We start from the raw sequence: 26,339 nt of genomic DNA, 5'->3' as shown, positions 1-26,339 counted from the left end.
GCGGGTGGATTTTGATGAATGCAGTAGCAACTGAAACAGCAAAAAAAGAAGTGTTTCGTGTGAATGATATGAATCTTTGGTATGGACAGCATCATGCACTGAAGCATATTGACTTAGCTATAAGAGAGCATGAAGTCACAGCGATTATCGGCCCGTCCGGCTGCGGAAAGTCAACCTTTATTAAAACGTTAAATCTTATGGTCAAAACAGTGCCAGGTGTGAAAATCACCGGGGATATGATGTATAACGGTGACAACATTTTAAAAGGCCGTGTCGATTTAGTGGAGCTGCGTAAAAATGTCGGGATGGTGTTTCAAAAAGGGAATCCATTCCCTCAGTCTATCTTTGATAATGTCGTATACGGACCAAGAATTCACGGAGTAAAGAGCAAGCAGCAATTGAAAGAAATCGCTGAAAAAGCGCTTCGAGATGTTGCCCTTTGGGATGAAGTGAAAGATCGATTAAGTGCGCCCGCTCTAGGTCTTTCTGGCGGTCAGCAGCAGCGTCTTTGTATCGCAAGAGCCATTGCCACAAGCCCAGACATCTTATTAATGGATGAACCAACATCAGCGCTTGATCCTGTCTCAACATTAAAGATTGAAGAATTGATTATGAAATTGAAAGAGAAATATACAATTGCCATTGTGACGCATAACATGCAGCAAGCGGCTAGGGTATCAGACCGAACGGCATTCTTCTTAATGGGGGAGCTTGTTGAGGTTAATGATACGAATGTGATGTTTTCTGAGCCAAACGATCAAAGAACGAATGATTATATATCTGGTCGATTTGGATAAGAAAAGCCCCCTGGAGGTCAGTGCCGCCAGGGGGCTTTTGTTGTTATTTTGTTAAGGCTTTGACAATCTGTTTGAACGTCATCCCTGTTTTTAAATTGAACTTGCCTGCACGAATTTCTTTATGGTAGCCGGCGTCAATTACGTAATCATTAAAATCTTTAGACGAGTTGATGATGCCGTCCTTTTCAAGCATGTCTGAAACATCACTTGTACTCATACCGTTTTTAATCACGAATTTGATCGATTTGCCTTTAGGCTTTTGTTTATCACTCTTAGAATCGCCGTCTTCATTTGCCTTCAGCACTTTTTCTTTATAGTCAAGAAGCTGCTGGTACGTTTCACGGCTGACAGTGACTTCTTTTTTGGAGTCTAAATAGTTTTTCACGTCAGTGTCTGTTACTTTCTGTGCGAGGGTTTCTTTTGTTGTTGTATCAGCTGCTGCCTCGTCTTTCCCAGTGAGAAAAAAGACAATCGCAAGAACCCCAGTTGCAAGAATCATACCTGCTGCAAACGTTTGGATGCTTTTTTTCGTCATACAAGCACCCTCTCGTTGTCTTTAATGATCATGTTGACATCTTCTACAGATACATGCTCAGCGCGCGCAATGGCCTCAGGAGACATGCCATTTTGGTGCTTTGAAATGATCTGTCTTGCGATGGATGGATCAATTTCTGAATGCTTGCGAACGACGATGTTTGTTTCAAGTAATTCTTCTTCAAGCACTTTCATTTTCTTTTTCAGTTTATAGATTTCTTGCATTGCAGATAGTTGAAGTGTTTCAAGTTCCTGCTCGACTTCTTTAATCGGCTCTCTTTGAAAATATGAGAATGCGATCAGTACAATACTGACAACAAGCAATCCGATAATTGCAATTTCCATGTTTCATCACCTTTTATTCATATTTTTATGCTGAAAGCCATAAAAGGCTTTCAAGATTGTTTCAGACAGTTTTCGACCCTTCTTTTTTATACCATAAAAAAGCTAGTTTCAAAAGGAATTGCTGAAGAAAATCACCTTTTTTTCATCTTTTTTCTTTTTATATGTAAAACGGGTATGAAACCTTGCTTCGCTGTCAAAATAAATGAAAGAGGCGGGGAGAAGAGGGGTCTCATGTATACAGTACGACAAAGGATAAGGTTTTATAGGGGAGCAGACGATTTTTCATGACATAACCATGCGATATGTAAGTGAATGCACTCAAAATGAAATTGGTGAAAAAACATTCTAGCATTCCTAAGCTAGAAGTGGTATTATAGTTAGGTCTGAATGTGAATTGATTTTAGTTTGGAGGGAAAAATATGCGCGTAAATATTACTCTAGCTTGCACTGAATGCGGTGAGCGTAACTATATTACTAAAAAGAATAAGCGAAACAATCCAGATCGCGTTGAATTCAAAAAGTATTGCTCACGTGATAAAAAACAAACTTTACATCGTGAAACAAAGTAAGCAGCAGGGAATTTTCCTGCTGTTTTTTTATGATGGGAGATGATCTTTATGAAAAAGGAGCTTCGCCTTCAAACATTAGCCAAGCTGGATCAGATAAGCGCTGAAGAGTTTGAGCGCAGCACGGCTTTACTTCATGAGTACTTATTGCAGCTGCCAGCATGGAAACAGGCGAAAACGATCGCTTTGACGATGTCTAGAGGAAAAGAGATACCGACAATGCCTCTGATTGAAAAAGCGTGGGAAGAAGGAAAAACAGTATGTATCCCTACCTGTTTTCCGAAAACAAAAGAGATGATGTTTTATGAATATACACCGCAAACAAAGATGACATCCAGCTACTTTGGGCTATTGGAACCAGACCCTCAAGTATCAACAGCTGTACATAAAGAAACCATTGATTTAATCATTGTGCCTGGGGTATGCTTCGATCAAAAAGGCTACCGGATTGGATTTGGGGGCGGCTATTATGACCGCTACTTAGCTGACTATCACGGTGTAACCATTGCACTTTGTCTGTCTTTACAGCAAATCAGTCATGTGCCGTCTGAAGCACACGACATACCGGTGTCTATGATTGTCAGTGAAAAAGGTATATTATATCAAAAGTAAAAGTCCGCTGATTGTCCAAAGAACGGGCTTTTTGTGTTGAGATCCTTTCATCAGAGTTGCAGTAACGGTAGGGTGAAACGCAATATGATTTCACATTGATCAACAAATCTGCATGTAGTGGCATTTTGCTAAGAGGTCCGTTTTGAAAAAATTTCGTGGAAAGAAAAGATACTTCCGTAATATGTGGGAGGAAGTGAATAATGACGTTTCTTATGATCAATCAGAGTGTGAAGAGGTCTATTATATTCAATCAAAAGAACAAGGGATTAGATTGTGAAAGCCGGCTAATGAAAAGAACCATTGTAAGCGATAAAAATGATCGTTCATGCATAAACAAATCCTATTTAAGCCACGATACGAACATAGGAGGGAATATGATGAATAAAATGATTTGGAGCATTGTGTTCACATTGTTTGCATTCGTTCTCGTGCAAAATCGTTATCGGCTGATGAATTTGATCTTAGGTCAAAATCAAGTGCGTCACTTTTTTATTAAGTGGCTGATGAAAATCCCATATTTTCGGACGAAATTTATTCGCCAAGCATTCTAATCCCGCAGAAGCCGGGATTTTTTTGTTCAGAAATGCGGATAAGAACGATTCTTGTTATAATAATGTAAAAAATGGAGCGCGAATGAATGAATGTCATAGATAGTCTATTTTGGCGAGTTGTTGATGAATTAAGGCAAAAAGGGTACGAGATGATTCAAAGTCCGTATCCAGAAGATGAAATATTTTTTGAAGCACCAAGAAACTCAGGGTATGATCTCATCCGTCTATATAGAAAAGATGTGAATTTTAGACAGGAGATTGTTCGAGATATCGAAGAGCAGACGTATCGGGTGAATCAGCTGAGAGAGGCGATGCGTAAACGGTCTCTTCATCTCTTGCAGCTCCAATTTACAGCTGACGATCCTGTAGATGATTGGGAAGACTTAAACGGTCAGCCGCAGAAAAAACAAAAGGTGACGGTTACACCTGTATTACTGAACGCAGACATTCTTCAGCACGATGTAAACGAGCTGCAAAAATGGCTGAACACCTCGGTAACATTGGATGTAGAAGAGGCGAAGAGAGACACAGCTGAGGATGTCATGCAGCTTAAAATGAATGTACTTCAAGCATTTAATGATCAGGAAAAGCAGCGTGAACGAGAACGGGCCGTTTTTCAAAATGGCAGACCGATTTTCACCTACTTGCTCATCGCTGTTCAAGTGGTGATGTTTCTTTTGCTTGAACTATCTGGCGGAAGTACCAATACCGCGACTTTAACAGCGTTTGGTGCTAAAAATAATGGGCTGATCTTAGATGGAGAATGGTGGCGCCTCATTACACCAATGTTTTTGCACATTGGCTTGACGCACTTACTCTTTAATACATTTGCTCTTTGGTCTGTCGGAGCGGCTGTTGAGAGAATTTATGGCTCAGGGAGATTTTTGCTCATCTATTTCATTTCCGGCATTTTTGGCTCCATTGCGAGCTTTGTTCTTAATACGGCCATCGCAGCCGGTGCATCAGGTGCGATCTTTGGCTGCTTAGGTGCGCTATTATATTTAGCAATTTCTAACCGCAAGCTATTCTTTCGAACGATGGGGACAAATATTATTGTGATCATCCTGATCAATTTAGGGATAGGCTTCACCGTATCAGGTATTGATAACGCAGGGCACCTTGGCGGTCTGGTTGGCGGTTTTTTAGCCGCTTTAGCTGTCCGGCTCCCTAAACAGGTGCAGCCTGTCAAAATGTTTGTTGCTAGTGTTGTTTTGCTGTTGATTGGCAGTTTTGGACTGTATACAGGGTTTCATTCAGACGATCAAAAGGAAGCGGCGGCAGTAAGTGAGGCGGCAAGTCTATTTGATGAGAAGAACTATAACGAAGCAAGTAAACGGTTAGAGGAACATGTACACCAAAAGGATGCATCAGCTGATGCTCTCCATATATATGCACTATCTGAAGCGCAGCTCGGCCACCTTGACAAAGCGATTGAATTTTTACAAAAGTCGCTTAAAAAAGATCCTGATGATCCAAATAAACTGTATCATTTATCGTTGTTGTACGTAGAAAAAGGAGAGACAGCGAAAGCGGAGGATCTAATCGAGAAAGGGTTAGACCAAGATCCAAAAAATGATCAATTTTTAAAACTGAAACAATATATTGAAAGCACGCAAACACATTGAATGACTTGACTGAAAGCGCATTTATGAATACGCTTATCCTATCTGTTGATGAGAAGAAATGGTGGAAATAATGAAAACGTTATATGATGTACAGCAGCTGCTCATGAGATTTGGAAATTATGTGTATTTCGGAGATCGTGAAGTGGAATTAGAATTTATGGCAGATGAACTGAAGGAAATGTATACATCGGGCATTATTGACCGGACCGAATGGTCAAACGCAATGACTATTCTTCAAATGGAACTAGCCAAATTAAATCGAAAAACAATGTGAAGGTGGAGGGCATATGATAGGGGATTGGTTTGTAGGAGTTGATCTTGGCGGTACGACAATTAAGCTTGCGTTCATTAATCTATATGGTGAAATTCAGCATAAGTGGGAGATTCCTACGGATAAATCAGGGCAGACGATCACAGTCGATATTGCCAAATCAATTGACCACAAACTGGTCGAAATCAGTATGCCAAAATCAGCGCTTATTGGGATTGGAATGGGTGCACCTGGGCCTGTAGATAAAGTATCTGGGATTGTCTATAAAACAACGAATCTCGGCTGGACAAACTATCCACTCAAAGATCACCTGGAGGCAGAGACAGGACTTCCATCTGTCATAGAAAATGATGCGAATATTGCTGCACTCGGTGAAATGTGGAAGGGGGCAGGAGATGGCGCAAAAAATATCCTGATGGTCACACTTGGCACGGGTGTTGGCGGCGGTATTATTGTAAATGGTGAAGTTGTTCAAGGTGAGACTGGGGCTGGCGGAGAAATTGGCCATATTTGTGCCGTTCCATTCCAAGGAGCACCGTGTAACTGCGGAAGAACAGGCTGTATTGAAACCATTGCTTCTGCGACTGGCATCGTTCGGCTTGCAAAGGATAAATTAGAAACGGAGCAGCATACATCTTCACTTGGCACGCTCACTTCGCTGTCTGCAAAGGATGTGTTTAGGGCCGCTGAAAGTGGAGATGATCTTGCCATGCGTGTCTTAGAAGAAGTGACGACTCATCTTGGACTAGTCTTAGCGAATCTTGCCAGTGCGTTAAACCCAACAAAAATCGTCATTGGCGGCGGTGTTTCAAAAGCAGGGGAGCTTCTTCGCAGTAAAGTAGAGCGCGTTGTTAAACATCACGCATTTCCGCCTTGCGCTGATGATGTCGAAGTCGTGATTGCTTCACTCGGAAACGATGCAGGAGTCATCGGTGGTGCATGGATGGCAAAAAACAAATGGCTGTCTTAAACAAAAAAGTCATCATGATGTCATTTTTATTAAAAAAAGCGATAGATGGGCATGAAATGAAATGTTTAGCATATTCATAAGTTTGTCATGAGGAAAAAGACATTGATTTTCCAGCACATACAGGATAAGATATAGTTTAGTTATTTTTGAAGAAGCACCAATAATTAGGGTATTCCCTAACTTGAGTGCATGCTTAGAGCATAAGGAGGTTACAATGCGAAAGAAAAGATTAAAGGCGATTTCATTTTTACTGATTGCGACATTGTTAATGTGGGTCAAAACCTATGTTATCTATAAATCTAGCTTTAATATTAAAATAGAAAATTTCATGCAGGAGTTTATCCTGTTTATTAATCCGCTTAGCTTTCTCTTGTTTATCTTCGGTATCGGTTTATTTATGAAAGAAAAAAATCGCAATCGATATATCATCGTGATGAGTTTTATCCTGACATTCATTTTGTTAGCTAACATTGTGTTTTATCGATTCTATAGTGACTTTCTAACCATCCCCGTCCTATTTCAAACAAACAATATGGGTGACCTCGGGTCAAGTATTACCTCTTTAATTGAACCAGTCGATTTTCTGATGTTCGTTGATATTATGATTTTAATGTGGCTCTATAAAAAGCAGCCTTCCTTTAGAACGGATGTCACCATTTCACGAAAAGAACGAGCAGCTTATTATTTATTTGTGGCAGCCACTTTCTTCTTTAACCTTGGTTTGGCTGAAACAGAAAGACCAGAACTGCTCACTCGCTCATTTGACCGTGAGATGCTGGTGAAAAATATTAGCTTATATAATTTCCATATTTATGATGGAGTGTTGCAATCGAAGCAGTCTGCTCAACGAGCCCTTGCCGACAGCAATAGCTTAACGGAAATTGAAAACTATGTAAGCGCAAATCAAACCGACCGTAATGAAAAAACGTTTGGTCAAGCGAAAGGGCGAAATGTCATTCTTGTCTCCCTAGAGTCTACTCAGAGCTTTGTGGTCAATGAAAAATTAAATGGGAAAGAAATTACCCCATTTTTAAACAAACTAATCAAGAAAAGCTACAACTTTACTAATTTCTATCATCAAACAGGTCAAGGGAAAACATCGGACTCAGAGTTTATTGTTGATAACTCTCTCTATCCACTTGGAAGAGGGGCTGTGTTCTTCACAAACCCAAGCAATGAGTATACAGCCACACCTGAGTTGTTAAAGGATGAGGGGTATCACTCTTCTGTTATTCATGCGAATAACAAAAGTTTCTGGAATCGTGACCTGATCTACGATAGCTTTGGCTACGATAAGTTTTTTGATATTAAATCATTTGATGTGAATGAAGAGAACTCAGTTGGCTGGGGCTTGAAAGATGGTCCGTTCTTTGAACAGTCAGCGGAATTGATGAAATCGATCCCGCAGCCTTTCTATACGAGATTGATTACATTAACGAATCACTTTCCATTTGATCTAGATGAAGAAGATAAGCTCATTGATGAATATGATTCTAAGAGCAAAACGTTAAACAAGTTCTTTCCTACAGTGCGTTATCAAGATGAGGCGCTGAAGATTTTCTTTGAAAAGATGAAGGAAACAGGTTTGTACGAAAATTCCATCTTTGTTTTATATGGAGATCACTATGGAATTTCAGAAAACCATAACGAAGCAATGGGACAATTTTTAAATAAAAAGATTACGCCATTTGAAGAAGTGCAGCTTCAAAAAGTCCCGTTTGTTGTACACATTCCAGGGATCACAGATCAACATCCAAAAGAAATTGATACGGTAGGCGGTCAAGTCGATATCCGTCCAACTATACTCAATCTTTTAGGAATTGATACAAGTAAACAGATTCAATTTGGTCATGATCTTTTATCAAAAGATAAGAATGACTTTACCGTGCTTCGTGATGGCAGCTTTATTACGAAGGACAGTGTTTTCACAGATGGAGTTTGCTACAATAAAGAAACGGGTGAGCCAAGAGATGATGAGACCGTTTGTCAGTCTTATGAAGAGAAGGCAAAGCAAGAGCTTCAATTCTCTGATCAAATCATCTACGGTGATCTCCTTAGATTTTATGACCGGAACAGCCCGGACCATTCTCCATCCAAAAAAGAAGATGAAACGAAGCTGAAAAAGGCGTCCTAACATATGAGAAAACCTCTGCTATTTTTAGATGCAGAGGTTTTCTTTTTTTGTCTGCCGGCTCATATAGTATGAGAGGAGGGATGTAAATGAAGACAACGTCGTTTGGGAAAATTGAATGGCAGCTGGATGAAGCGGGAAAGGATAATGTGGCAAAACAGTTAGGGATAGGGAATGCGGCTTTTCATTTATCCAATCAAACAAGCACTGATCACCTTCTTTTACCGGGATATAGACTTCCGGAAGGCATCCATTCATTTTCTTCCATAGGTGAGCTGCAGAAATTTATTGCGCCTTACAGGCTGCAGCAATCCGATGATTGGATCAATGGAACCTTTGAATATGATAGTGCTCAATTAGAAGAAGAGCTGAGCCGCTTGAAAGCCGCATTTCCTTTTCTTCAAATCAGCATAATAGGTCATTCAGTGCTTGATACACCTATTTATGAAATCCGAACAGAGCCTGTTCAGCATTTACATTCTATTCATTTGAATGCCTCTTTTCATGCAAATGAATGGATCACGACGTCTGTTTTAATAAAATGGCTGAAATCGCTGTGTTTAGCCGCATCTGACCCGGTGCAAGCAAGACATCATGAAGCCGTTCATATTCTGCGAACCACAGCTCTCTCCATCGTGCCAATGGTGAATCCAGATGGCGTAGACCTCGTACGGAATGGACCTGAGTCGCTAGGTCTCAGCAGTGAAGAATTCACACCGCTACATGGTAGATATGCTGATTATCAGGAGTGGAAAGCAAATATTCGAGGGGTGGATTTGAACAATCAATTTCCAGCTTATTGGGAGATCGAATACTACCGTCATCAGCCTAAGGCACCGTCCAATCGGGGTTTTCCAGGGCGCGAGCCGCTAACAGAACCAGAAGCGAAAGCGATGGCAAATCTAGCGTTACGAAAACGCTTTGACCGGCTGATCGCTCTCCATACACAAGGAGAAGAGATATACTGGGGCTTTCTTGGCCACGAACCTGCCATCTCAAAAGAAACGGTCAAACGATTCGAGCAAGTAAGCGGCTATAAACCGGTTCGATATCTTGACAGCTATGCAGGCTATCGCGATTGGTTTATTTATCAATTTCACAATGAGGGCTATACAGTCGAGCTTGGTCTAGGAAAAAATCCTCTTTCCATGAATCAATTTGACACCATCTATGAGAAAACAAAGCGGCTGTTATGGGAAGCATGTAAGTGTTAAAAAGCACCTGTCAGGTGCTTTTTACATTTGAACGTGAATCAATTTCTTATTGTCAATAAAAATAATGTTAGAGCAATTGACGAAGGCCGCCTTGTGAGCTATTGTGAAAAGTACGGATGTAAAAAAAAGGATATGTTTTAGGGAGATGTCGAACATTGAGTGCTCAAAGCCTGTGGAAAAGGAATTTCACTTACTTATTTATTTCTAAAATGTGCAAAATAACAGCTGATAGTTTATCTTTCAACACCATCTTGTGGCTTTTAGTACTAGGCGGGAAAGGGGCAATTGGAACAGCTTTTTTTATTGCGGTCAGCTTTGTTCCGCAAGCCATTGTTGGGCCGCTGATTACCCCAATGATGAAGCCGCATCAATTGAAATTTTGGATGTGTTTTGCTGATTTAACAAGAGGAGCGATAATCCTTGTGATCGTGGTCAGTTACTTTTATGATTTCACGCCATTAGCACTTGTGATTGGCTGTATGCTGCTTCATTCGGCGACTGGTGGCTCCTACGAACCGGCGTCCGTATCAATTATTCCAAAGCTTGTCCATGAGGACCTCATACAAAAAGCGAATGCAACTATCCAATCAGCAAGTCATGTGGTCAGGCTTGTGACGGTAACGATTTGTGGTGTCATGATTGCGTTTGTAGGGGTAGGGTATACAATGCTTGTGATCATTCCTCTTTATCTCTTCTCCGCTTTATTGGTATTAATGATTACATATGAAACAGAAGTCATCATCGATAAAGCCAAAAAAGGGTTATCATACGGCAAAAGATTAATTCGGGGATTTTCACTTGTTAAAAGGCATCATATTTTGTTTCCATTGGCGATTTTTTGTGTCTGTTCAAACTTCGCTGCAGCACCATGGGAAGCATTGTCTGTTATTTATTTAACAGAGGATTTACATAGTGGACCAGTTATCTATTCATTTATTAAAGTCACAACGGCACTAGGTGCCTTCTTGATGGGGTTTGTTTTGACAAAGGTAAAAGTGAACCGGTATGGGCTGCTGTTTATAGGTGCCGGGATCGTTGATGGAATCTCGTTCTTCATCACAGGCATGAACGCATTTTTACCACTTGTGTTTATATCAGCCTTTGCTTTAGGGGCTGCCATCAGTGCAGTCAACGTACCTGAACATACAATGATTCAATTGTCAGTAAAAGCAGAGGATCAGCCGCAAGTGTATGCGATTATCAACATGATCTCCTTCTTCATGATTCCGTTAGGTGCTCTCATTGGCGGCTATATGGCGACACTATTTGGGTCTGGGTATGTCATTGCGGCTGGCGGCATCATTGAAGCTGTGTCAGGGATATGCCTGCTTCTATTCACAAAGATTGGGAAGGTAGAGAGGGCGGATTTGACGATAGAACGAGACAAACCTTCTTTAAATGCAACGTGAGCATGGCATGATTGATTGTGAATAGGTTACAATGAGGACGAGAAAACATGAGGATTCAATGGAAAGGGGCAAGAAACATGGCCATAGCAGATGTGACCATCATTCCAATAGGTACTGAAACACCAAGTGTCAGTGCTTATGTAGCAGATGTACAAAGAATTTTAGAAGGCTTTCAAAAAGAAGGGAAAATTAATTATCAATTAACACCAATGAATACGTTAATTGAAGGTGAATTATCTGTTTTATTTGAAGTCATTCAGCGCATTCATGAAGCACCTTTTGAAAAGGGATTGCACCGCGTAGCCACCAATATCCGCATTGATGACAGGCGGGATCAAACCACAACGCTTACAAGTAAAATAGAAAGCGTGAATAAGCACTTGAATCAATAAAAAAAGCCTGCTATTTGCAGGCTTTTAATGTGCGGTTGGATAACCGCTATAGATGATGGTCATGACAGTAAACCATCCAAAAACCAAAAATGTCGCGCCAGCAAAAGCGATGGCAAGTACGTTCACTTTTTTAAGTGAGCGATAGATCCCGAGTGCAGCTAAAATCGTGACTAGACCAAAAATAATGACGAGCATCATGTGAAAGTCCCCCTTTGTCATCAATCCCCTTGATTTCCTTTCTTTTCATTTTAACCGTTTTCATAAAGCTTGTCGAGTAGATTCCAGTTGACGATTGTTTGAATTTTTATTGTGTAGCCTTCATAATAAAAAAGAATGAATAAAGTAGGTGATGAAAATGAATTGGAGAAGAATGCCACTAGGCTATGTACAAGCGAATGCGTATATTTGGAAAAATGAGCACGGAGAATGCTTAATCTTTGATCCAGGCGGTGAAGCACAAAAGCTGATTTCCTATATAAAAGAAAAACAGCTCACACCGCTTGCTGTCTTACTGACACATGCTCATTTTGATCATATCGGTGCGGCAGATGAGGTGCGTGCAGAGTGGGGAGTGCCACTCTATGTACACGAGAATGAAAAGGAATGGCTGACGAACGCTGAATTAAACGGTTCAGCTCGATTGATTGGGAATGGAATTACGGTCAAAGAAGCAGAAAAATTAATTACGTCAGAAGGAACTCTTCAAATTGGATCGTTTACATTAGAGATGTTCCATACACCTGGGCATTCACCAGGCAGTGTGTCTTACTATTCGGCGGAAGAAGGATTTGTGATTTCTGGTGACACGTTATTCGAAGGTGGCATCGGGAGAACAGATTTAGTAGGGGGCAGTCAAGAAGTGCTGCTTCAATCGATTCATAACAAATTGTTGTCATTACCAGAATCAACTCTTGTTTTAAGTGGACATGGCGGTGAAACCACTGTACTCACAGAGCAGGAGCAAAATCCGTTTATCAATGGTTTTTCTCTTTAAACACAGGTATGAAAAAAGCATCTCTTTTTAAAGAGACGCTTTTTTCAATTAATGTCCGGTACCGGGAACCATGATGAAGATCGAATAATATGTAAATCCGGCAAAGAAAATCGTCAAGTACGCTCCGAAAATGTAAATATACATTCTTTCGGATAAATTCAAGTAGGATAAAAATACAAAAAGAACGGTTTGACCGAAGAACAGCAACGATGCATCTTTCATATGCCCTAAATAGAACATGACAGCAAAAATACCCGTCCAAAAGCCAAGCACGCGGAACATGCGATTCATTTCTTTCCCTCCCCTTAAAAAAACCCCTTTGATTCATATTATAGCTGATCACCACTTGTTATGTAAACATTTACATTTTTGACAACGTGTGAACATTTATTTTACAAGTAGAAAAAATTTTTTTGAAAAAGTGATCAAAACGTGTTTATGCCGAAATACATGAGGGTACTTACTCCATAAGAGAAAAGGTTAACGACCTAAGGAGGAAGACTAATGAGTGACATTACTTTTTATTCATACCCGAGCTGCACGTCTTGCCGCAAAACAAAACATTGGCTAAAGGCGAATCAAATTGATTTTAAAGAGCGTCACCTTTTCAGAGAAACGCCAACCCTAGATGAATTAAAAAAGATTCTTTCCTTAACAACAGAAGGAATGGATGAAATTTTAGCCACACGAAGCCAGGCTTTTAAAAGCTTAAATTTAAATATTAATGATTTAAAAGTAAACGAGGTTCTTCAGCTTCTCATTGAAAAACCAAAACTGCTCCGGAGGCCAATTATCATTGATGGAAATAAATTAGTAGTAGGCTATAATCCCGGAGAACTCATGAAAATATCAAAAAAGAAAGCGATTCATCAATCAGTTTCCTAATAAAAACGAAGATCAGCTGAAACATTCTTCAGCCGTCTTCGTTTTTGTGCTGAACTGGGCTAGCTGGGTTCGAACCAACGATCACGGAGTCAAAGTCCATTGCCTTACCACTTGGCTATAGCCCAATATCAAACGTGTAATGATATTGTTCACCATCTGCGGTCATTTATACATAAAAGTTGTATGTCACTAGTTTTAAGTGAAAAAGGAGCGGAAGAAGTAAATGAAAAATGAAAAATCTAAGCAATTATATGAATTTATCCTAAAAGAAGCCCCTGTCATGACCGAAGAATGGCTGAAAACAAGAACAGAAGAAGGCTCATTATATTCCAAACATGCTTCAGAGGAAACGGAAATGAAGCTGAAGGAACAGAACACAGCGTTTATTCAAACCATTGCAGCAACGCTTGTGACGCTGTCAGACAAAGTAGAAAATCATTTAAAAAAATGGTCTGTTGATATTGCACGTGATCGAGCCGTTCACGAGGTGCCTTTATATGAAATCATTGGACAATTTAAGATATTCCGTCAGATTTTCTGTTCGAGAATCGAGAAATTCATACTAGAAACCGAGCTTGAAGTGACGCTCCAAGATGTGTGCGGGTGGAATCAGCATTTTCATTCCACGTTTGATAATATGATCGAGCGTTTATCAGAAGAATACGACCGTGTGACACTGAGTCAGCTAAATGCACAAAGAGAGATGATTCAGGAACTGAGTGCTCCTGTTATTCCAGTTTCAAAGGAAATTGGGATTTTGCCGCTCATCGGAGAGATTGATACGTACCGGGCCAAAATTATTCTAGAATCCGTACTAGAACAGGCTTCAAGACTGCGTCTAACGCATTTGTTTATTGATATATCAGGCGTACCGGTCGTTGATACGATGGTTGCTTATCAGCTCTTTAAAGTGGTGGATAGTGCGAAGCTTCTAGGAATCGAGACGATTATTTCAGGCATCCGCCCAGAAATTGCTCAAACCGTCGTGAAATTGGGCATTGATTTCTCAAAAGTAAATACTGAACACAGCCTTGCAAAAGCTTTAGAAAAAAGAGGATTTCGTATTTTTGAAGAACAGCCGCAAGAAGCCACATGACCAAAAAACCTGCACTTGTAAAAGTCAGGTTTTTTTATATGCTCTTTTTTAAAAAACCACGTTTTCCATCGCAAGCTGATGATTTTTTCGCATGCTTAGTCGTTAAAATGATAAAATGCTCTTTTGTCAGACAGGTTCCTCCAACTTACAATATGGTCAGAGAAGGGAGTGAACCATTTGTATGATATTGAATATTTGGGACAAGAGCTGCTAGAAGAAGCATGCCGCATGAGAGCATCTGATGTGCATATTGTTCCAAAAGAAAAGGAAGCGTCGGTATCTTTCCGCGTAGACTCAGATTTAATTCAGCAGCGAACCATTGATAAAAAAAGCGGCGAGCGGCTCATTGCTCATTTTAAATTTTTATCATCCATGGATATCGGGGAAAAAAGGAGGCCGCAAAATGGGTCACTAGCTGTGATGCTAAGAAGCGGCCAGGTGTTTATTCGGATGTCTACCTTACCAACTGTAAATGATGAGAGTTTAGTGATTAGAATATTGCCGCAGGATCATGTTCCAAAAATAAAACATCTGTCACTATTTCCGAAAGCCTCCATCAGATTATTATCATTTTTGAATCATTCGCATGGGCTGATTTTATTTACCGGTCCAACAAATTCAGGGAAAACAACAACCCTTTATTCATTAATCCAGTTTGCAAAAAAGAATTTCAACCGAAATATTATTACACTTGAAGATCCTGTGGAAACAAGAAATGAAGAAGTGTTACAGGTTCAAGTGAATGAAAAAGCCGGCATCACATATGCCGCAGGATTACGTGCTATTTTAAGACATGATCCAGATCTGATTGTGCTAGGAGAAATAAGAGATGCCGAAACGGCCCGAACGGCAATTAGAGCAGCACTGACAGGCCATTTAGTGATGAGTACGCTTCATGCGAAAAATGCAAAAGGAGCCCTTTATCGTATGCTTGAATTTGGTGTCACGATGAATGAACTCGAACAAACGATGGTTGCGATTGCTGCGCAGCGATTAATCGAGCTTACCTGTCCTTTTTGCGGAGAAACATGTCAGCTTTACTGTAAATTAAATCGACCGGTCAGACGAACAAATGTATTTGAACTGCTGTTCGGAAAGGAGCTAGGTGAGTGTATCAAGGAGGCTAAAGGAGAATATGCTCACTCGTCATATGAAACACTGCAAAGATTAATTCGTAAAGGAGTGGCACTAGGCTATTTATCGAAAAACACCTATCATCGCTGGGTTTATGAAGAAGCAAGCCTCTAAAGCATGGTCTAAAAAGGACCAAGCGGAATGTCTATCAAAACTTGCTCAATTGATTCAGGCTGGATATACAGTGATTGAGGCATTAACGATGGTGAATATCCAGTTGTCGAATGAGCAGCAGCAACAATTAACACCGGGCATTCAGTGGCTGCTTGAAGGGGAGCCTTTTTATGTGGTGCTGGAGAGACTCCAATTTCAGCGGGAAGTCATTGCCATATTAAGTTTCTCCGAAAAGCATGGCAGTCTAGCACAAGCACTTGAACAAAGCGCGCGGTTTTTAGAGAAAAAAATCAAACAGGTAGACACGTTTAAACGCATGTTACGTTACCCGATCTTCCTCATCTTTACGGTTTTGGTCGTGCTCATACTCGTTCAACAAATGATCATTCCTCAATTTTCTCTCTTGTACTCCTCGATGGATACCCGAATGTCATGGCTGATTCAAGGTATGTTTGGACTTTTTCAATTGCTGCATGTTTCTCTCCTCCTCATCGGCAGTGTGTGTATCTGTTTGACCGGATACTATGCTGTCTTTTTTAGGAAAAAGTCCACCCTTGAGAAGCTGAGGGTGATAAGCAGGTTTCCTTTTTTATATAAAGGAATGCGGCTGATGCATACGTACCTTTTCTCTCTTCAGTTAAGCGGACTGCTTCAAGCTGGATTATCGATGTACGAGAGCTTGCTAGCTTTTAAACAGCAAAGCTACTTACCCTTTCTTCAAGAAATATCAGAACAGATGATTGAAGAGCTAAGAAAAGGAGAAAGCATGACATATCAAGTAAGCTCGTCTCCCTTTTTCGAGAAACATTTTGCAGCCGTCATCGAGCATGGTGAAGCGAGCGGGATGCTTGCAAGAGAAATGTACACGTACAGCCAATTTCTATTAGAGAATGCAGAGCTGAAAATTGAAAAATGGATTTCGTGGCTGCAGCCGGTGATCTATGGTGTGACAGCACTTCTTATACTCATTGTGTATCTATCTATTCTTTTACCAATGTATCAACTCATGGAGCAAGTGTAAGAAGGAGGACAAAGACATGAATGATAAAGGATTTACCCTGTTAGAAATGTTAATTGTCATGCTCGTGATTTCGATTCTTTTACTTATTACCATCCCGAATATCACTCGTCACCACCAAACGATTCAAGCAAAGGGCTGTGAAGGGCTTAAATCAATGGTGAGCACACAGGTGATGGCATATGAATTAGAGCATGATGGCAAGATACCATCTTTAGCTGAATTAGAAAAAGAAGGCTATGTCAAAAAGGGATTAACGTGTCCTAATGGAAAAGCGATTGTCATTCAAAACGGCCATGTGAAGCATGAATAAATTGATTTTTCATGAGAAGGGTTTTACCCTCATTGAACAGCTAATGATCTTACTTGTTCTATCGATTCTATTGTCGATCATAGGAGGAAAAATCCCAAATTTAATAGAAGGCGCTGAAGCCAAAAGACAAGTGAACATCATGAAACAAGATTTTCAATTGGCTGCTTATACTGCATTTATCAAAAAAACACGTGTGTATGTTGAATTCCATCCGCCACATGTATCGTATCAGGTAATCGATCAAAAGGATGGCGAAGTCATTACTTCTTTTCAGCAACAAAAGGGAAGCATTAAGGCTTCTACATTTCCACAAGGTATCTATTTTAATGTAAACGGACATCCAAGCAGCGGCGGGTCTCTCATCATTCAATTTGGCAGTCAAACGTATAAACTCACGATCTATTTAGGAAGCGGGCGAATCCATGTTCAAAAACAATAGAGGGTTTAGTACGATTGAGGCGCTGTTTGCTTGTCATATCTTCCTATTTGCAGCCCTTGTGCTCATGCCAGCCTATGAAAAAATCATGATAGGGAAAAATGAAGTAAGAGCCAAACTTGAAGCTTACCAAATCTTGCATGAACAGATGAATGAATCGTTCATAGATGGTACAAAACCTTCTGTCAAAAAGAAACGAGGCGACGTCACATATGTATTCAATTGGAGTAAAGAGAAGGGATGTGTATCATACAAAATACAAAAAAAGCAGACCATATGCTTTCACCATGTTGCTGAACGGTGAACAAGGTTTTACCCTTGTCCAGGCTTTGTGGCAATTACAGCTATTTTTGTTCCTTTCTTTTGGCTGTGTACTAATCTTTTCTACAGCTGAGAAAGCCCGTCCTTTTGAAGAGATTAACCGATTTTCACAAATGGAGTGGAAACAGACTGTCCTGCAATTAGATGAGGAATTAAGCCGTGCAACGGCTGTTAGATCGGTGCAAGGAGGTAAAGCGTTAGAGTATGTATCTGATCAAGGGCGAGTGGTAACGATTGAGCCATATCAAGAGATGCTTCGGAAGCGAATGGATCAAGCAGGCCATCTTCCTTTATTGCAAAAGGTGAAAGAATTTCGTGTCAGAACGAATCAATATAGAGCCATCCTGAAAGTCACAGATGAATCTGGTAAGGTGTATGAAGCCGTTTTTTTCATATATAAAGGGGTGGTTCCTACATCGTGAAAAGAGAAGGAGGATTTATCTATCCGCATGTACTAGCTGCGATTCTATTTTTTCTCTTGATCCTAGGATCAATGACGATAGGGTTTCAAAAAGAGCTGAGAAGTGCAGAGCTGACGATTTCTTTTTATAAAAAACAGCAGCTTTTCAGGGTGGGGGCGAGTGAAGCTGCCCGTACATTACATCGTTTGTGTGAAAAGCAGCATACCCATATTGACACTGAAGAAGGCCGCGTGACATTGAAGCAGATGACATGCGATCAAAAGAAAAAGCGTATCCTCATGTTAGTCAGTGTGAAAACAAAGGTTGGTTTATCAGATGAGCGGGAACTGGTGCTGGATTGGAAGACCCGTGAAATCATGAAATGGGCAAACCCTGAATAGCCAGTGTATAAAATGATCCTCTTCTAGGTAACACTTGAAGAAAGAAGAGGTGAATGTGTTGAAAACCAATGACTATGTAAAATATATGACGCAGGAAATCATTAAATATATGAATACACCACGTGACGAACGGAAGGAACATAAACAAGAGAAAATGGAAACGAAACCGCCATTTTCACAGCGTTTATTTGGGGTTCTGCCGTTTGGGTTTTCAATGATGTTAAAAAAACGTCAGCGACATCGACGAAAGTAAAAAGCCGCCAGCAGGCGGTTTTTTTATGCCCCTTTAGCTGTATTCTTCCACAACTATCACTTTATTGACCTTGTTTGAGTAAGGGTTATAAGAAATAGTGACAAATACCCCAAATTCTTTGGCGTGGTCTTTTAACGTAATATGATACTGTTTCACAGATTCCTTCTCACGATGACGGTCCCATACTTTTTGTTTGAATAAGACTTGTGCCAGCGGATATCGTTTCTTTGCTTCTTTGACTGCCCGTGTTTCCCATTGATCTGCGGCGACAGTGAAACCTTTCGCATCAGCAGGATTGGCGTCGTGTATCATAGGGCTCAACAGTAAACTGAGCATGATTATCATCTTTCCATATTTCACTTCACATCACCTCACCTGTTATTATTCTGACCAAATGCTGCACTTTTATGTAAATTTCTAAGAAGTACAAATGTCACACAAAAAATTATTGAATACGGCGAAAGAATGAGAAAATGGAAGAATTTTCTCGTAATAGTTCTTGTTTAAGAACAAAATGGACTAATTTGACGTTTTGGGTTTTATAGGTATTTCCTTATACTGTATGTAATCGTTCTTATTAAAGAACAATCGTTCAAGGAGTTGGAGAATGAATGAAACAGTCGCTCTTTGTACTCTTTTGTGCCATTTGTTTGATTTTCACATCTTTTTTGATCTCAACAACGAACGCTTCTTTTAACGATGTTGAGCACTCAAACTTTGTCATGAAAACATGCGAAAATTTTGAACAGACGGATCAGCATTGTCAGCCTACCAAATGGGATAGAAGTCATTTGGAACTCATCGATCAAACGATGAACAAAGGAACAGTCTGCGCGCCTCAAAGCTTGAGCATGACATTAAAAAATAGTGGACAATCTATTGCACACTCTGAATGGAAATGGGAATTACATAAAGTAAAAAGTGAGCAGAAGCCGTTACAAGATGGTCATATTCTTGAAAAAGGCTCTATACAGTCCCTTCTTTCACAAGAAACAACGACTGTCACGACAGATAAAGCAAAAACGAATGGAATCTATGCGTTTAAAATCTATTATCTTAAAGGTTTTGGTGGATCTGAAGAAGCATTCATATGGTCTAAACATATGCAGCTCGCAAAGTGTCAAGAAAAGGCATCCTAAATGGAGCTGTCTTCTAAAGGAAACAATGATAGGCGAAGGGGAGAAGAGGTCATGAAAAAATGGATGAAGATGTCTGGAAGTATTCTTTATGTGGTGGTGTTCACGGTGATGATTGCATGTATTATTGTCGTATTGTCTTCAAGAACTACTGGGGGAGATCCTCAGATTTTCGGTTATCAATTCAAGCAAGTATTATCTGGATCAATGGAACCAGAATTTTCGACTGGCTCACTCATTGTCGTAAAAGAAGTGACTTCACCGGAGGCGCTTAAAAAAGGAGATATTATCACGTTTCAAACGAAGCAGGACCAGTCTTATGTGACCCACCGAATTGTTGGGGTGAAAGGAAAGGGAGCAAATAAAGCCTTTGAGACGAAAGGTGACCACAATATGTATCAGGACGGCACGCTAGTAAAAGCGGATCAGGTGGCTGCGCAGTATACGGGTGTGAACATTCCTTATGCAGGAAAGCTTCTATCGTATGCAGGGACTTCGGCTGGAACTGCGTTGCTGCTCATTATACCAGGTGTGATGCTGCTCGTTTATTCCACTCTTCATTTTGTGGGCGCTGCAAAACACCGAAGACACACGGCTGATTTACATATGTCAGAGGAACAAGCTTAAATTTTCGTTTGTAACCTAATTAGGTTTCAATAAAACAATTTATTAGGGGGTTCATTCATGGCAAAGAAAAGATCAATTCGTTTAGGTGTATTATCAGGGGCTTTAGGCCTTGCATTAATCGGCGGGGGGACATGGGCGGCGTTTAACGATGTAGAAAAGGCAAACGCGGTCTACTCGACAGGAGAGCTGGATTTATCAGCAAAAGAGAACTCCGGCGCCATCAACCTTGCGAACTTAAAACCTGGTGATCGGATCAAGAAAGAATTTCATTTTGAAAATAAAGGATCGCTTGCGATCAATCAAGTGCTGATGAGTCTTGATTACAGCCAGTTTCAAGACGGAGCTTCCGCGAAGAATGGCGGTAAGAATACAGCTGAAGAATTTCTCAGCCAGTTTCAGGTGAGTGTTCTTACGGTTGGAGCCGAAGGTGGAAATGGTTATCCGAAAAATATTATCTTAGACCATGCAAACCTGCTTGACTTGCATCAACTAACGTCAAAACAGGATCAGACCGCATTTGAAAAGCTTCGTCATGCCGTCGATGAGAAGTTTTTACATGAAAGTGGGAAGATTAATGTAGCAACTGTTGATGGAACAGTGGCTCCAGAGTATGACGGCATTCCAAAGAACCCGTTTGATTACGATAAAATGGAAATGATCATTGAATTTGTCAATGACCAGACGAAGGATAAAGCTGGTCACTATATCCAAAATAAATACCAAGGCGATGCGATTCAAATTGATCTTTCCTTCGAAGCGACTCAGTGGAATGGTTTAACGATCAATCCCAAAAAGCATACGGATGAAAAAGGCTACGTGAAAGAAAACGAAAAAGCACACAGCGAAGATAAAAAATAAAGCCAGTCTTTAGACTGATATCAAGCTCTGCATAGCAATTGGAGGAGTATGCGCTAAAATGTGCGCTTTACTCCTCTTCTTGATTTTTTTTCCAGATTTGATAATCTAAAAATTCACGAAATTGCTTTTTCGAAACCCCTGATGTCATTGCATCTCGAACTAGTTTTTCCCATTCACTATCTAATTGACCATCGTATTCGGTTTCATCTTTTTCGTGTAACAGTGTATGAACCGAGACGTCCAGAACAGCGGAGACTTTTTCAAGAAATTGAATGGAGGGGTTTGTTTGCAAGTTTCTTTCTATTGAGCTTAAATAAGACTTCGCTACCCCAGCCTTTTCGGCCAGTTCTGATAGTGAGTAGCCTTTTTCATTGCGGTATTGTTTAATACGCTGGCCAATCAATGTCATCACCTTCCTTTCGATATTATAGCACATTCAGAAAGGTTTGATAGAATGACTTCTTACCAGAGGGTGAGACTCAGAGGACTTTTCACTTGATTTGAGGAATTGACGGACTTCTTCAACTGTTAGCCCTGCTTTACGAGCTTCAAGTAATAATTCAATCCATTCACTGTCTAATATGTTCGTTTTCTTTTCCATACAAATACCCTCCTAAAATACTGAATCATGTATTTCAGGCACTTAACGCATGAAATGGAAAGACACAGGTGGTAAGACCTCATAGTTTGCTTGCGTCATTTTTCCGCCCAATACAAACAGACAAACGTTGCTTTTGGCTGATCGAAAATTGTATGTCACATGAAAGGGAGGGGACCTATGGGTCAACCTCCTCTTTTTTGCTGTAAGTAAAAAAGTCCGCCATTTTCAATCGTAAGACTGATTTTTGGTTCGTATAAAGTTTTAAGTGCTTGTCTTTCTATTTCATATTCTACAGACGTGTCTGAAGTCCCTTCATAAAATTGGTTTAAAAGTTCAGTGTCTTCTTTCCATTTTTGAACAGCTCTCACCGCCCAATTGTCTGGTTCCTCATGGGCGTAACGCTCCATTAGACTATAGAGCCGTTTGACTCCGCTTTCTGGCTTGATCATTGTACTCATTGTAAAGCAATAATCGGGAATTTGAGATGACAGCTCACGGGTTTCCAGCTTTTCTTGAAATTGTTCAACGACTTCTCCGCGTATTAGATGAAGTCCTAGTGATAAAAGTTTATCCTTCTTTCGATCTGCGAGATAAGAAATTTTCACATTGAGACCAAGCCATGGCTCGAGTGCGATCTGGTTGTTCGTGAGCGGAGTGACTCGTTCATAGAGACGGATAAAACGGCCCTGCTGTTTGACAGCTTCAAATATTTGAAATAAACGAGGGGAGCCAAAGTGGATAAATTCACCCTCAATCGTATCATCCACTTTTTTTTGATCGGTGATGAGGGTCAATTGCCGCGGCTCTGGTACACCACCAGTTTTTTCAAGCCAGTGCCAATAAAAAGGGCGGTTCATAATCAATTTATCCATATCGATGGTTAGTTGTACGGTCATATGTCCTGCACTTTCTTCTAGTATGTCGCATTGATTTGCCTGAAAGAAACGGAGAAGAAAGGTATGTATGTCACGCTGCTCCATTGATCAACTCTCCTTTATGAGCCTTGCTGTCTTTTTTCTAAAAGTGGTGTTTTTGCTTCTGATAAATAGGAAGCAAACTGGGTTAATTTCTTTTTCATGTCTCCGTCTGATTCGTGCTGAAAGAGAATCTGATGTAGTTCTGTTTCGGCATCTTTGATATCTATTCGCGTTAAAATATCATCTAGATCGCCAATGACGTTTTCAAACAGCTGAATTTTTTCATATAAAAGCTTTAAGATATGTTCCTCAACGGTTCCGTTTGTTGCCATATTGTAAATGTGGACATCTCGCTCTTGTCCAAGGCGGTGGATACGTCCAATTCGCTGTTCTAGACGCATCGGGTTCCACGGAAGATCGTAGTTGATGATTTGGTTACAAAACTGAAGGTTGATTCCTTCGCCGCCCGCTTCTGTCGCAATTAACACTTGCGCCCGTTCTCTAAATAAATCTTTCATCCAATCTTTTTTGCCCCGCTTAAAGCCGCCTCGAAAAGGAACGGAGCTGATGCCATTTTGCTGAAGAAACCATTGTAAATATATTTGTGTCGCGCGGTATTCGGTGAAAATAATGACCTTTTCATTTAACTGCTGAATAAGCTTGACGACTTCAAGCGCCTTTGTGTTTTGCTGAACTTGATTGATTTTCTCCATAATTTGCGCTATAGCAGAAGATCCAAGGATATGTTTTTCATCTTCCTGCATTTTTTTAATCGTCATATAGACCGCCTCGCGGCTTGAACAGCATTCACGTTCCAAGGTCATGATGGAAAACATGTGCTTTGTATAAGACGGGTTCTCTTTCAGCTTGCAGATTTCATCATATAAAGCTTGTTCCGTTGGAGAGAAATCAATGGAAATCGTTTTGACATGCCGTTTTGTCCACTCGATGCCCGTGTCTTGCCTTCGGTTACGAATCATCACTTTATTCACAAGCTGTTTTAATCGGTCGTGGTCTTCAAGCTGTAAATCCTTTTTGGCAAAGACATCTTTAAACTGATGTTCATTCCCGAGGTGGCCTGGCTTCAGAAGGGAAACGAGATTAAATATTTCTCCGATACGGTTTTGGATAGGTGTCGCTGTCAGCAGCAGGCAGAATTTCTTATTTAGATTTCTCACAAATTCATAGTTTTTCGTTTTATTGTTTTTCAGTTTGTGTGCTTCATCAATAATGACCATATCGTAGGCAATTGATAAAATGGTGTCTCGATGCGGCTGTCTTTTGGCTGTATCAATGGAGGAAACCACGACGTCACACTGCTCCCACACGTAGCTCTTTTTTTGTTCAACAGCATCAATGTAAAATTTCGTCCGCAGCTCCTGTACCCATTGAGACACAAGGGAGGCGGGGACAAGTATGAGAATTTTTTTTGCAAGTCCACGAATCATGTATTCTTTGATAATGAGTCCTGCTTCTACGGTTTTTCCAAGTCCCACTTCATCTGCTAAAATGGCTTTTCCGTTCATCTCTTCTACGACTCTTCTGGCTACTTCAAGCTGATGTTTTAAAGGCGTGAATGCAGGCAGGTGCGCGGGAGCTTGCAGTCCTTCAAATGAATCAATGGCTGTGACTTTTTGAACCTGCGTCGCTAAACGGTACATTTCCCAGTTCGCCCAGGGGCCGTCTGCTGCAAGCCGCTGCTGAAATTCACTTGCCCATTCCTGATCAAAAATCGTTTGTATATTCAATGTGATCGCCTGCCTTTCTAATAGGTTAATGATAAAATTGTTCTGTATTTAAACGCTTCATTTTTTAAGAGGTCTTTAAAAGACTAGATATATGAATAAAAGCGAACGATAGTGAATGTTTGTTTGAAAAATGTTAATGATTTTTCTGTTGCTCTTCATCCGTTTCTAATGGTAGGATGTTGGTAAGTGATCTAGAAAATAAGTCACCCATTTTGATAGTATGTCCAATAAATGTGAAGAATATGAGCGGATGATGGTATGGGGAGAGACTTGGCGGTTATTTAGCACTGGCAGGCGCCGAAGGAGCAAGCTGAATCGTTTCAGTGAATCTCTCAGGCAAAAGTACTCTTACCGGACGCAACTCTGGAGAGTGTTTGCTCATCGATTTTTAGCAAACCACCAAAGGGGAAAACGCACAATGCTGTTGTGCTGTAAACTTTCAGGTGCAAGGACAGAGACTTCTTTTTGATAAAAGGGAGCGCTCTGTCCTTTTTTGCTGCGATTTTTTTCTGAAAATTCAGCTTGTGATCTGCACTGAAAGAAAAAAGGGGGAAACGATTGATGTTGAAACGAACACCGCTTTTTCATGCGTATGAAACGTTTGGCGCAAAAACCATTGACTTCGGGGGCTGGGAATTACCTGTCCAATTTTCTTCCATTAAAGAAGAACATGAAGCTGTTCGAACAAAAGCAGGGCTTTTTGATGTGTCTCACATGGGTGAGGTGGAAATCAAAGGTCAAGATGCCCTTCCTTTTTTACAAAGGTTATTAACCAATGATGTGTCTAAGCTGACAGACGGTAAGGCACTATATACAGCCATGTGCTATGAAGATGGCGGGACGGTGGATGATCTGCTCGTCTATCAAAAAGAAAAGAACAATTATCTGCTTGTCATTAATGCATCAAATATTGAAAAAGATGTGGATTGGCTGCTTCAGCATCAAGATGAGAACGACGTATTGATCCAAAATGTCTCGGATCAAATCGCCTTGCTAGCCCTTCAAGGACCTCTTGCTGCTGACATTATGAAAGATGTGGCGGATGAAGAGGTGACATCTCTCAAGCCATTTACATTTTTATCAAAAGCTGAGGTCGCTCAAAAAGAAGTGCTTGTTTCAAGAACGGGCTACACAGGGGAGGACGGCTTTGAAATCTACTGCCAGTCAGAAGATGCGGTCCACATCTGGTCGGCTTTATTAGAAGCAGGCGAGCCAAAAGGGTTAATACCGTGCGGGCTCGGTGCACGTGACACCTTAAGATTTGAAGCAAGACTTCCGCTTTATGGCCAGGAGCTGACAAAGGATATCTCTCCATTAGAAGGCGGGATTGGCTTTGCTGTCAAAACGGATAAAGAAGCCAATTTTATTGGCAAAGAAGCGCTCAAACAGCAAAAAGAAGAGGGAGCGAAGCGAAAGCTTGTCGGCATTGAAATGATCGATAAAGGGATTCCGCGCACAGACTATCCGGTCTTTTCAGGAGAAAAGCAGATTGGGGTTGTCACAACCGGCACACAATCCCCAACATTAAAGAAAAATGTCGGGCTTGCTTTGATCGAATCTTCTCAGGCGCAGCTTCAGGCAGAGGTGGAAGTACAAGTTCGCAAAAAACGTCTAAAAGCTAAAATCGTCGCAACACCATTTTATAAAAGAGCCAAATAACGAGGGGGAA

The 26,339-nt window shown here is 40.6% G+C and carries 36 protein-coding genes, 1 tRNA gene and 2 riboswitches; of the genes, 27 read left to right on the top strand and 10 right to left on the bottom strand.

Going from position 1 to position 26,339, the window contains the following annotated elements:
- Positions 1-14 precede the first annotated feature (14 nt).
- A complete protein-coding gene (pstB, locus tag ACP7A0_RS05110) occupies positions 15-797 on the top strand; it encodes a phosphate ABC transporter ATP-binding protein PstB (RefSeq protein WP_066030657.1) in 783 nt (260 codons plus the stop codon).
- Positions 798-840: 43 nt separating this feature from the next.
- Here pstB and ACP7A0_RS05105 read toward each other — a convergent pair whose 3' ends face one another.
- Together ACP7A0_RS05105 and ACP7A0_RS05100 are read right to left on the bottom strand one after the other, a co-directional pair.
- Positions 841-1,332: an endolytic transglycosylase MltG gene (locus tag ACP7A0_RS05105; RefSeq protein ID WP_426004443.1), complete on the bottom strand. Its 492-nt coding sequence runs from the start codon at positions 1,330-1,332 to the stop codon at positions 841-843.
- On the bottom strand, positions 1,329-1,676 hold the full coding sequence (locus ACP7A0_RS05100; protein ID WP_003217285.1) for a hypothetical protein: 348 nt from the start codon (positions 1,674-1,676) through the stop codon (positions 1,329-1,331). The genes ACP7A0_RS05105 and ACP7A0_RS05100 overlap by 4 nt, the downstream gene beginning before the upstream one ends.
- Before the next feature lie 419 nt (positions 1,677-2,095).
- Here ACP7A0_RS05100 and rpmG point away from each other — a divergent pair, with 419 nt between their 5' ends.
- The 11 genes from rpmG to ACP7A0_RS05045 all read left to right on the top strand — a co-directional run bounded on the left by rpmG (position 2,096) and on the right by ACP7A0_RS05045 (position 11,417).
- Positions 2,096-2,245 (top strand): 50S ribosomal protein L33, encoded by a 150-nt coding sequence (gene rpmG / locus ACP7A0_RS05095; protein ID WP_008360061.1) that lies wholly within the window; start codon positions 2,096-2,098, stop codon positions 2,243-2,245.
- A gap of 48 nt (positions 2,246-2,293) precedes the next feature.
- Positions 2,294-2,854 carry a 5-formyltetrahydrofolate cyclo-ligase gene (locus tag ACP7A0_RS05090; RefSeq protein WP_106039258.1) on the top strand — a complete coding sequence of 187 codons (561 nt, stop codon included), beginning with the start codon at positions 2,294-2,296 and terminating at the stop codon, positions 2,852-2,854.
- Between the two features lie 142 nt (positions 2,855-2,996).
- The gene (locus ACP7A0_RS05085; protein ID WP_258182066.1) at positions 2,997-3,131 is read left to right on the top strand and encodes a hypothetical protein; all 135 of its coding nucleotides are present in this window, start codon (positions 2,997-2,999) and stop codon (positions 3,129-3,131) included.
- Positions 3,132-3,231: 100 nt separating this feature from the next.
- Positions 3,232-3,405, top strand: coding sequence for a hypothetical protein (locus ACP7A0_RS05080; protein WP_017367602.1), 174 nt, complete (start codon positions 3,232-3,234; stop codon positions 3,403-3,405).
- Positions 3,406-3,491: 86 nt separating this feature from the next.
- A complete protein-coding gene (locus tag ACP7A0_RS05075; RefSeq protein ID WP_426004439.1) occupies positions 3,492-5,030 on the top strand; it encodes a rhomboid family intramembrane serine protease in 1,539 nt (512 codons plus the stop codon).
- A 70-nt stretch (positions 5,031-5,100) separates the two neighbouring features.
- Positions 5,101-5,304, top strand: coding sequence for a YqgQ family protein (locus tag ACP7A0_RS05070; RefSeq protein WP_008342322.1), 204 nt, complete (start codon positions 5,101-5,103; stop codon positions 5,302-5,304).
- Between the two features lie 13 nt (positions 5,305-5,317).
- Positions 5,318-6,271 carry an ROK family glucokinase gene (locus ACP7A0_RS05065; RefSeq protein WP_340876238.1) on the top strand — a complete coding sequence of 318 codons (954 nt, stop codon included), beginning with the start codon at positions 5,318-5,320 and terminating at the stop codon, positions 6,269-6,271.
- Positions 6,272-6,485: 214 nt separating this feature from the next.
- The gene (locus tag ACP7A0_RS05060) at positions 6,486-8,405 is read left to right on the top strand and encodes an LTA synthase family protein (RefSeq protein ID WP_106039256.1); all 1,920 of its coding nucleotides are present in this window, start codon (positions 6,486-6,488) and stop codon (positions 8,403-8,405) included.
- A gap of 86 nt (positions 8,406-8,491) precedes the next feature.
- Entirely contained in the window at positions 8,492-9,616 is a 1,125-nt protein-coding gene (locus ACP7A0_RS05055) for a M14 family metallopeptidase (protein ID WP_060596686.1), read from the top strand.
- A gap of 155 nt (positions 9,617-9,771) precedes the next feature.
- Complete coding sequence (locus ACP7A0_RS05050) at positions 9,772-11,025, top strand: MFS transporter (protein WP_060596687.1); 1,254 nt, start codon at positions 9,772-9,774, stop codon at positions 11,023-11,025.
- A gap of 77 nt (positions 11,026-11,102) precedes the next feature.
- Positions 11,103-11,417, top strand: a complete 315-nt coding sequence (locus tag ACP7A0_RS05045; RefSeq protein WP_034662003.1) for an MTH1187 family thiamine-binding protein — start codon at positions 11,103-11,105, stop codon at positions 11,415-11,417.
- Positions 11,418-11,441: 24 nt separating this feature from the next.
- On the opposite strand, the gene ACP7A0_RS05040 is transcribed toward ACP7A0_RS05045, so the two are convergent.
- Positions 11,442-11,615, bottom strand: a complete 174-nt coding sequence (locus tag ACP7A0_RS05040) for a DUF2759 domain-containing protein (RefSeq protein WP_003217333.1) — start codon at positions 11,613-11,615, stop codon at positions 11,442-11,444.
- Positions 11,616-11,772: 157 nt separating this feature from the next.
- Here ACP7A0_RS05040 and ACP7A0_RS05035 point away from each other — a divergent pair, with 157 nt between their 5' ends.
- Complete coding sequence (locus ACP7A0_RS05035) at positions 11,773-12,411, top strand: MBL fold metallo-hydrolase (RefSeq protein ID WP_060596838.1); 639 nt, start codon at positions 11,773-11,775, stop codon at positions 12,409-12,411.
- 48 nt (positions 12,412-12,459) lie between these two features.
- Here the strand turns inward: ACP7A0_RS05035 and ACP7A0_RS05030 are convergent, their stop codons facing one another.
- Positions 12,460-12,702, bottom strand: coding sequence for a DUF2626 domain-containing protein (locus ACP7A0_RS05030; protein ID WP_003217440.1), 243 nt, complete (start codon positions 12,700-12,702; stop codon positions 12,460-12,462).
- Between the two features lie 213 nt (positions 12,703-12,915).
- Between ACP7A0_RS05030 and ACP7A0_RS05025 the strand changes: the two genes are divergently transcribed.
- Positions 12,916-13,296, top strand: a complete 381-nt coding sequence (locus tag ACP7A0_RS05025; protein ID WP_007501232.1) for a Spx/MgsR family RNA polymerase-binding regulatory protein — start codon at positions 12,916-12,918, stop codon at positions 13,294-13,296.
- Between the two features lie 54 nt (positions 13,297-13,350).
- Here the strand turns inward: ACP7A0_RS05025 and ACP7A0_RS05020 are convergent.
- Positions 13,351-13,421 (bottom strand) — tRNA-Gln (locus ACP7A0_RS05020).
- Between the two features lie 98 nt (positions 13,422-13,519).
- Between ACP7A0_RS05020 and ACP7A0_RS05015 the strand changes: the two genes are divergently transcribed.
- The 9 genes from ACP7A0_RS05015 to ACP7A0_RS04975 all read left to right on the top strand — a co-directional run bounded on the left by ACP7A0_RS05015 (position 13,520) and on the right by ACP7A0_RS04975 (position 18,783).
- Positions 13,520-14,392, top strand: coding sequence for an STAS domain-containing protein (locus tag ACP7A0_RS05015; protein WP_034661297.1), 873 nt, complete (start codon positions 13,520-13,522; stop codon positions 14,390-14,392).
- Between the two features lie 177 nt (positions 14,393-14,569).
- A complete protein-coding gene (comGA, locus tag ACP7A0_RS05010; RefSeq protein WP_106039253.1) occupies positions 14,570-15,640 on the top strand; it encodes a competence type IV pilus ATPase ComGA in 1,071 nt (356 codons plus the stop codon).
- Positions 15,621-16,661, top strand: coding sequence for a competence type IV pilus assembly protein ComGB (comGB, locus tag ACP7A0_RS05005; RefSeq protein WP_426004433.1), 1,041 nt, complete (start codon positions 15,621-15,623; stop codon positions 16,659-16,661). Before comGA ends, comGB begins: the two co-directional genes overlap by 20 nt.
- A 16-nt stretch (positions 16,662-16,677) precedes the next feature.
- The gene (gene comGC / locus ACP7A0_RS05000) at positions 16,678-16,971 is read left to right on the top strand and encodes a competence type IV pilus major pilin ComGC (RefSeq protein ID WP_375565911.1); all 294 of its coding nucleotides are present in this window, start codon (positions 16,678-16,680) and stop codon (positions 16,969-16,971) included.
- Positions 16,964-17,410, top strand: a complete 447-nt coding sequence (gene comGD / locus ACP7A0_RS04995; protein WP_066030666.1) for a competence type IV pilus minor pilin ComGD — start codon at positions 16,964-16,966, stop codon at positions 17,408-17,410. Before comGC ends, comGD begins: the two co-directional genes overlap by 8 nt.
- Positions 17,394-17,711 carry a competence type IV pilus minor pilin ComGE gene (comGE, locus tag ACP7A0_RS04990; protein WP_034661291.1) on the top strand — a complete coding sequence of 106 codons (318 nt, stop codon included), beginning with the start codon at positions 17,394-17,396 and terminating at the stop codon, positions 17,709-17,711. Before comGD ends, comGE begins: the two co-directional genes overlap by 17 nt.
- Positions 17,650-18,150, top strand: a complete 501-nt coding sequence (gene comGF / locus ACP7A0_RS04985) for a competence type IV pilus minor pilin ComGF (RefSeq protein WP_034661289.1) — start codon at positions 17,650-17,652, stop codon at positions 18,148-18,150. Before comGE ends, comGF begins: the two co-directional genes overlap by 62 nt.
- On the top strand, positions 18,147-18,530 hold the full coding sequence (locus ACP7A0_RS04980) for a hypothetical protein (RefSeq protein ID WP_426004427.1): 384 nt from the start codon (positions 18,147-18,149) through the stop codon (positions 18,528-18,530). Before comGF ends, ACP7A0_RS04980 begins: the two co-directional genes overlap by 4 nt.
- Before the next feature lie 58 nt (positions 18,531-18,588).
- Positions 18,589-18,783 (top strand): YqzE family protein, encoded by a 195-nt coding sequence (locus ACP7A0_RS04975; protein ID WP_024718846.1) that lies wholly within the window; start codon positions 18,589-18,591, stop codon positions 18,781-18,783.
- A 33-nt stretch (positions 18,784-18,816) separates the two neighbouring features.
- Here ACP7A0_RS04975 and ACP7A0_RS04970 read toward each other — a convergent pair whose 3' ends face one another.
- Positions 18,817-19,095 (bottom strand): DUF3889 domain-containing protein, encoded by a 279-nt coding sequence (locus ACP7A0_RS04970; RefSeq protein WP_375567698.1) that lies wholly within the window; start codon positions 19,093-19,095, stop codon positions 18,817-18,819.
- A gap of 299 nt (positions 19,096-19,394) precedes the next feature.
- Here ACP7A0_RS04970 and tapA point away from each other — a divergent pair, with 299 nt between their 5' ends.
- The 3 genes from tapA to tasA are packed head-to-tail and all read left to right on the top strand — an operon-like array spanning position 19,395 to position 21,404.
- Positions 19,395-19,922: an amyloid fiber anchoring/assembly protein TapA gene (gene tapA, locus ACP7A0_RS04965; protein ID WP_426004425.1), complete on the top strand. Its 528-nt coding sequence runs from the start codon at positions 19,395-19,397 to the stop codon at positions 19,920-19,922.
- A gap of 51 nt (positions 19,923-19,973) precedes the next feature.
- A complete protein-coding gene (gene sipW / locus ACP7A0_RS04960; RefSeq protein WP_066031752.1) occupies positions 19,974-20,546 on the top strand; it encodes a signal peptidase I SipW in 573 nt (190 codons plus the stop codon).
- Positions 20,547-20,603: 57 nt separating this feature from the next.
- Positions 20,604-21,404: a biofilm matrix protein TasA gene (tasA, locus tag ACP7A0_RS04955; RefSeq protein ID WP_034661283.1), complete on the top strand. Its 801-nt coding sequence runs from the start codon at positions 20,604-20,606 to the stop codon at positions 21,402-21,404.
- A gap of 67 nt (positions 21,405-21,471) precedes the next feature.
- Here the strand turns inward: tasA and sinR are convergent, their stop codons facing one another.
- The 4 genes from sinR to ACP7A0_RS04935 form a co-directional block, all read right to left on the bottom strand.
- The gene (gene sinR, locus ACP7A0_RS04950; protein WP_095285385.1) at positions 21,472-21,807 is read right to left on the bottom strand and encodes a transcriptional regulator SinR; all 336 of its coding nucleotides are present in this window, start codon (positions 21,805-21,807) and stop codon (positions 21,472-21,474) included.
- 33 nt (positions 21,808-21,840) lie between these two features.
- Entirely contained in the window at positions 21,841-22,005 is a 165-nt protein-coding gene (locus ACP7A0_RS04945) for an anti-repressor SinI family protein (RefSeq protein WP_106031001.1), read from the bottom strand.
- 182 nt (positions 22,006-22,187) lie between these two features.
- Positions 22,188-22,985: a YqhG family protein gene (locus ACP7A0_RS04940; RefSeq protein WP_034661279.1), complete on the bottom strand. Its 798-nt coding sequence runs from the start codon at positions 22,983-22,985 to the stop codon at positions 22,188-22,190.
- Between the two features lie 14 nt (positions 22,986-22,999).
- The gene (locus ACP7A0_RS04935; protein WP_060596833.1) at positions 23,000-24,670 is read right to left on the bottom strand and encodes a DEAD/DEAH box helicase; all 1,671 of its coding nucleotides are present in this window, start codon (positions 24,668-24,670) and stop codon (positions 23,000-23,002) included.
- Positions 24,671-24,920: 250 nt separating this feature from the next.
- A riboswitch (glycine riboswitch) is annotated at positions 24,921-25,028 on the top strand.
- A gap of 3 nt (positions 25,029-25,031) precedes the next feature.
- Positions 25,032-25,127: riboswitch (glycine riboswitch) on the top strand.
- 104 nt (positions 25,128-25,231) lie between these two features.
- Between ACP7A0_RS04935 and gcvT the strand changes: the two genes are divergently transcribed.
- Positions 25,232-26,329: a glycine cleavage system aminomethyltransferase GcvT gene (gene gcvT / locus ACP7A0_RS04930; protein WP_066030667.1), complete on the top strand. Its 1,098-nt coding sequence runs from the start codon at positions 25,232-25,234 to the stop codon at positions 26,327-26,329.
- Positions 26,330-26,339: the final 10 nt, after the last annotated feature.

It is taken from the genome of Bacillus sp. DWP3-1, from assembly GCF_049896565.1.
GTDB lineage: Bacteria > Bacillota > Bacilli > Bacillales > Bacillaceae > Bacillus.
This window is presented reverse-complemented; position numbering and strand designations above follow the sequence as displayed.

What these genes read in the sequence shown, in the direction of transcription:
- pstB (WP_066030657.1), top strand. Translation starts at nt 15, where the DNA reads ATGAATGCAGTAGCAACTGAAACAGCAAAAAAAGAAGTGTTTCGTGTG.
- ACP7A0_RS05105 (WP_426004443.1), bottom strand. Translation starts at nt 1,332, where the DNA reads ATGACGAAAAAAAGCATCCAAACGTTTGCAGCAGGTATGATTCTTGCA.
- ACP7A0_RS05100 (WP_003217285.1), bottom strand. Translation starts at nt 1,676, where the DNA reads ATGGAAATTGCAATTATCGGATTGCTTGTTGTCAGTATTGTACTGATC.
- rpmG (WP_008360061.1), top strand. Translation starts at nt 2,096, where the DNA reads ATGCGCGTAAATATTACTCTAGCTTGCACTGAATGCGGTGAGCGTAAC.
- ACP7A0_RS05090 (WP_106039258.1), top strand. Translation starts at nt 2,294, where the DNA reads ATGAAAAAGGAGCTTCGCCTTCAAACATTAGCCAAGCTGGATCAGATA.
- ACP7A0_RS05080 (WP_017367602.1), top strand. Translation starts at nt 3,232, where the DNA reads ATGAATAAAATGATTTGGAGCATTGTGTTCACATTGTTTGCATTCGTT.
- ACP7A0_RS05075 (WP_426004439.1), top strand. Translation starts at nt 3,492, where the DNA reads ATGAATGTCATAGATAGTCTATTTTGGCGAGTTGTTGATGAATTAAGG.
- ACP7A0_RS05070 (WP_008342322.1), top strand. Translation starts at nt 5,101, where the DNA reads ATGAAAACGTTATATGATGTACAGCAGCTGCTCATGAGATTTGGAAAT.
- ACP7A0_RS05065 (WP_340876238.1), top strand. Translation starts at nt 5,318, where the DNA reads ATGATAGGGGATTGGTTTGTAGGAGTTGATCTTGGCGGTACGACAATT.
- ACP7A0_RS05060 (WP_106039256.1), top strand. Translation starts at nt 6,486, where the DNA reads ATGCGAAAGAAAAGATTAAAGGCGATTTCATTTTTACTGATTGCGACA.
- ACP7A0_RS05055 (WP_060596686.1), top strand. Translation starts at nt 8,492, where the DNA reads ATGAAGACAACGTCGTTTGGGAAAATTGAATGGCAGCTGGATGAAGCG.
- ACP7A0_RS05045 (WP_034662003.1), top strand. Translation starts at nt 11,103, where the DNA reads ATGGCCATAGCAGATGTGACCATCATTCCAATAGGTACTGAAACACCA.
- ACP7A0_RS05040 (WP_003217333.1), bottom strand. Translation starts at nt 11,615, where the DNA reads ATGATGCTCGTCATTATTTTTGGTCTAGTCACGATTTTAGCTGCACTC.
- ACP7A0_RS05035 (WP_060596838.1), top strand. Translation starts at nt 11,773, where the DNA reads ATGAATTGGAGAAGAATGCCACTAGGCTATGTACAAGCGAATGCGTAT.
- ACP7A0_RS05030 (WP_003217440.1), bottom strand. Translation starts at nt 12,702, where the DNA reads ATGAATCGCATGTTCCGCGTGCTTGGCTTTTGGACGGGTATTTTTGCT.
- ACP7A0_RS05025 (WP_007501232.1), top strand. Translation starts at nt 12,916, where the DNA reads ATGAGTGACATTACTTTTTATTCATACCCGAGCTGCACGTCTTGCCGC.
- ACP7A0_RS05015 (WP_034661297.1), top strand. Translation starts at nt 13,520, where the DNA reads ATGAAAAATGAAAAATCTAAGCAATTATATGAATTTATCCTAAAAGAA.
- comGB (WP_426004433.1), top strand. Translation starts at nt 15,621, where the DNA reads ATGAAGAAGCAAGCCTCTAAAGCATGGTCTAAAAAGGACCAAGCGGAA.
- comGC (WP_375565911.1), top strand. Translation starts at nt 16,678, where the DNA reads ATGAATGATAAAGGATTTACCCTGTTAGAAATGTTAATTGTCATGCTC.
- comGD (WP_066030666.1), top strand. Translation starts at nt 16,964, where the DNA reads ATGAATAAATTGATTTTTCATGAGAAGGGTTTTACCCTCATTGAACAG.
- comGE (WP_034661291.1), top strand. Translation starts at nt 17,394, where the DNA reads ATGTTCAAAAACAATAGAGGGTTTAGTACGATTGAGGCGCTGTTTGCT.
- ACP7A0_RS04970 (WP_375567698.1), bottom strand. Translation starts at nt 19,095, where the DNA reads ATGATACACGACGCCAATCCTGCTGATGCGAAAGGTTTCACTGTCGCC.
- tapA (WP_426004425.1), top strand. Translation starts at nt 19,395, where the DNA reads ATGAAACAGTCGCTCTTTGTACTCTTTTGTGCCATTTGTTTGATTTTC.
- sipW (WP_066031752.1), top strand. Translation starts at nt 19,974, where the DNA reads ATGAAAAAATGGATGAAGATGTCTGGAAGTATTCTTTATGTGGTGGTG.
- tasA (WP_034661283.1), top strand. Translation starts at nt 20,604, where the DNA reads ATGGCAAAGAAAAGATCAATTCGTTTAGGTGTATTATCAGGGGCTTTA.
- ACP7A0_RS04945 (WP_106031001.1), bottom strand. Translation starts at nt 22,005, where the DNA reads ATGGAAAAGAAAACGAACATATTAGACAGTGAATGGATTGAATTATTA.
- ACP7A0_RS04940 (WP_034661279.1), bottom strand. Translation starts at nt 22,985, where the DNA reads ATGGAGCAGCGTGACATACATACCTTTCTTCTCCGTTTCTTTCAGGCA.
- gcvT (WP_066030667.1), top strand. Translation starts at nt 25,232, where the DNA reads ATGTTGAAACGAACACCGCTTTTTCATGCGTATGAAACGTTTGGCGCA.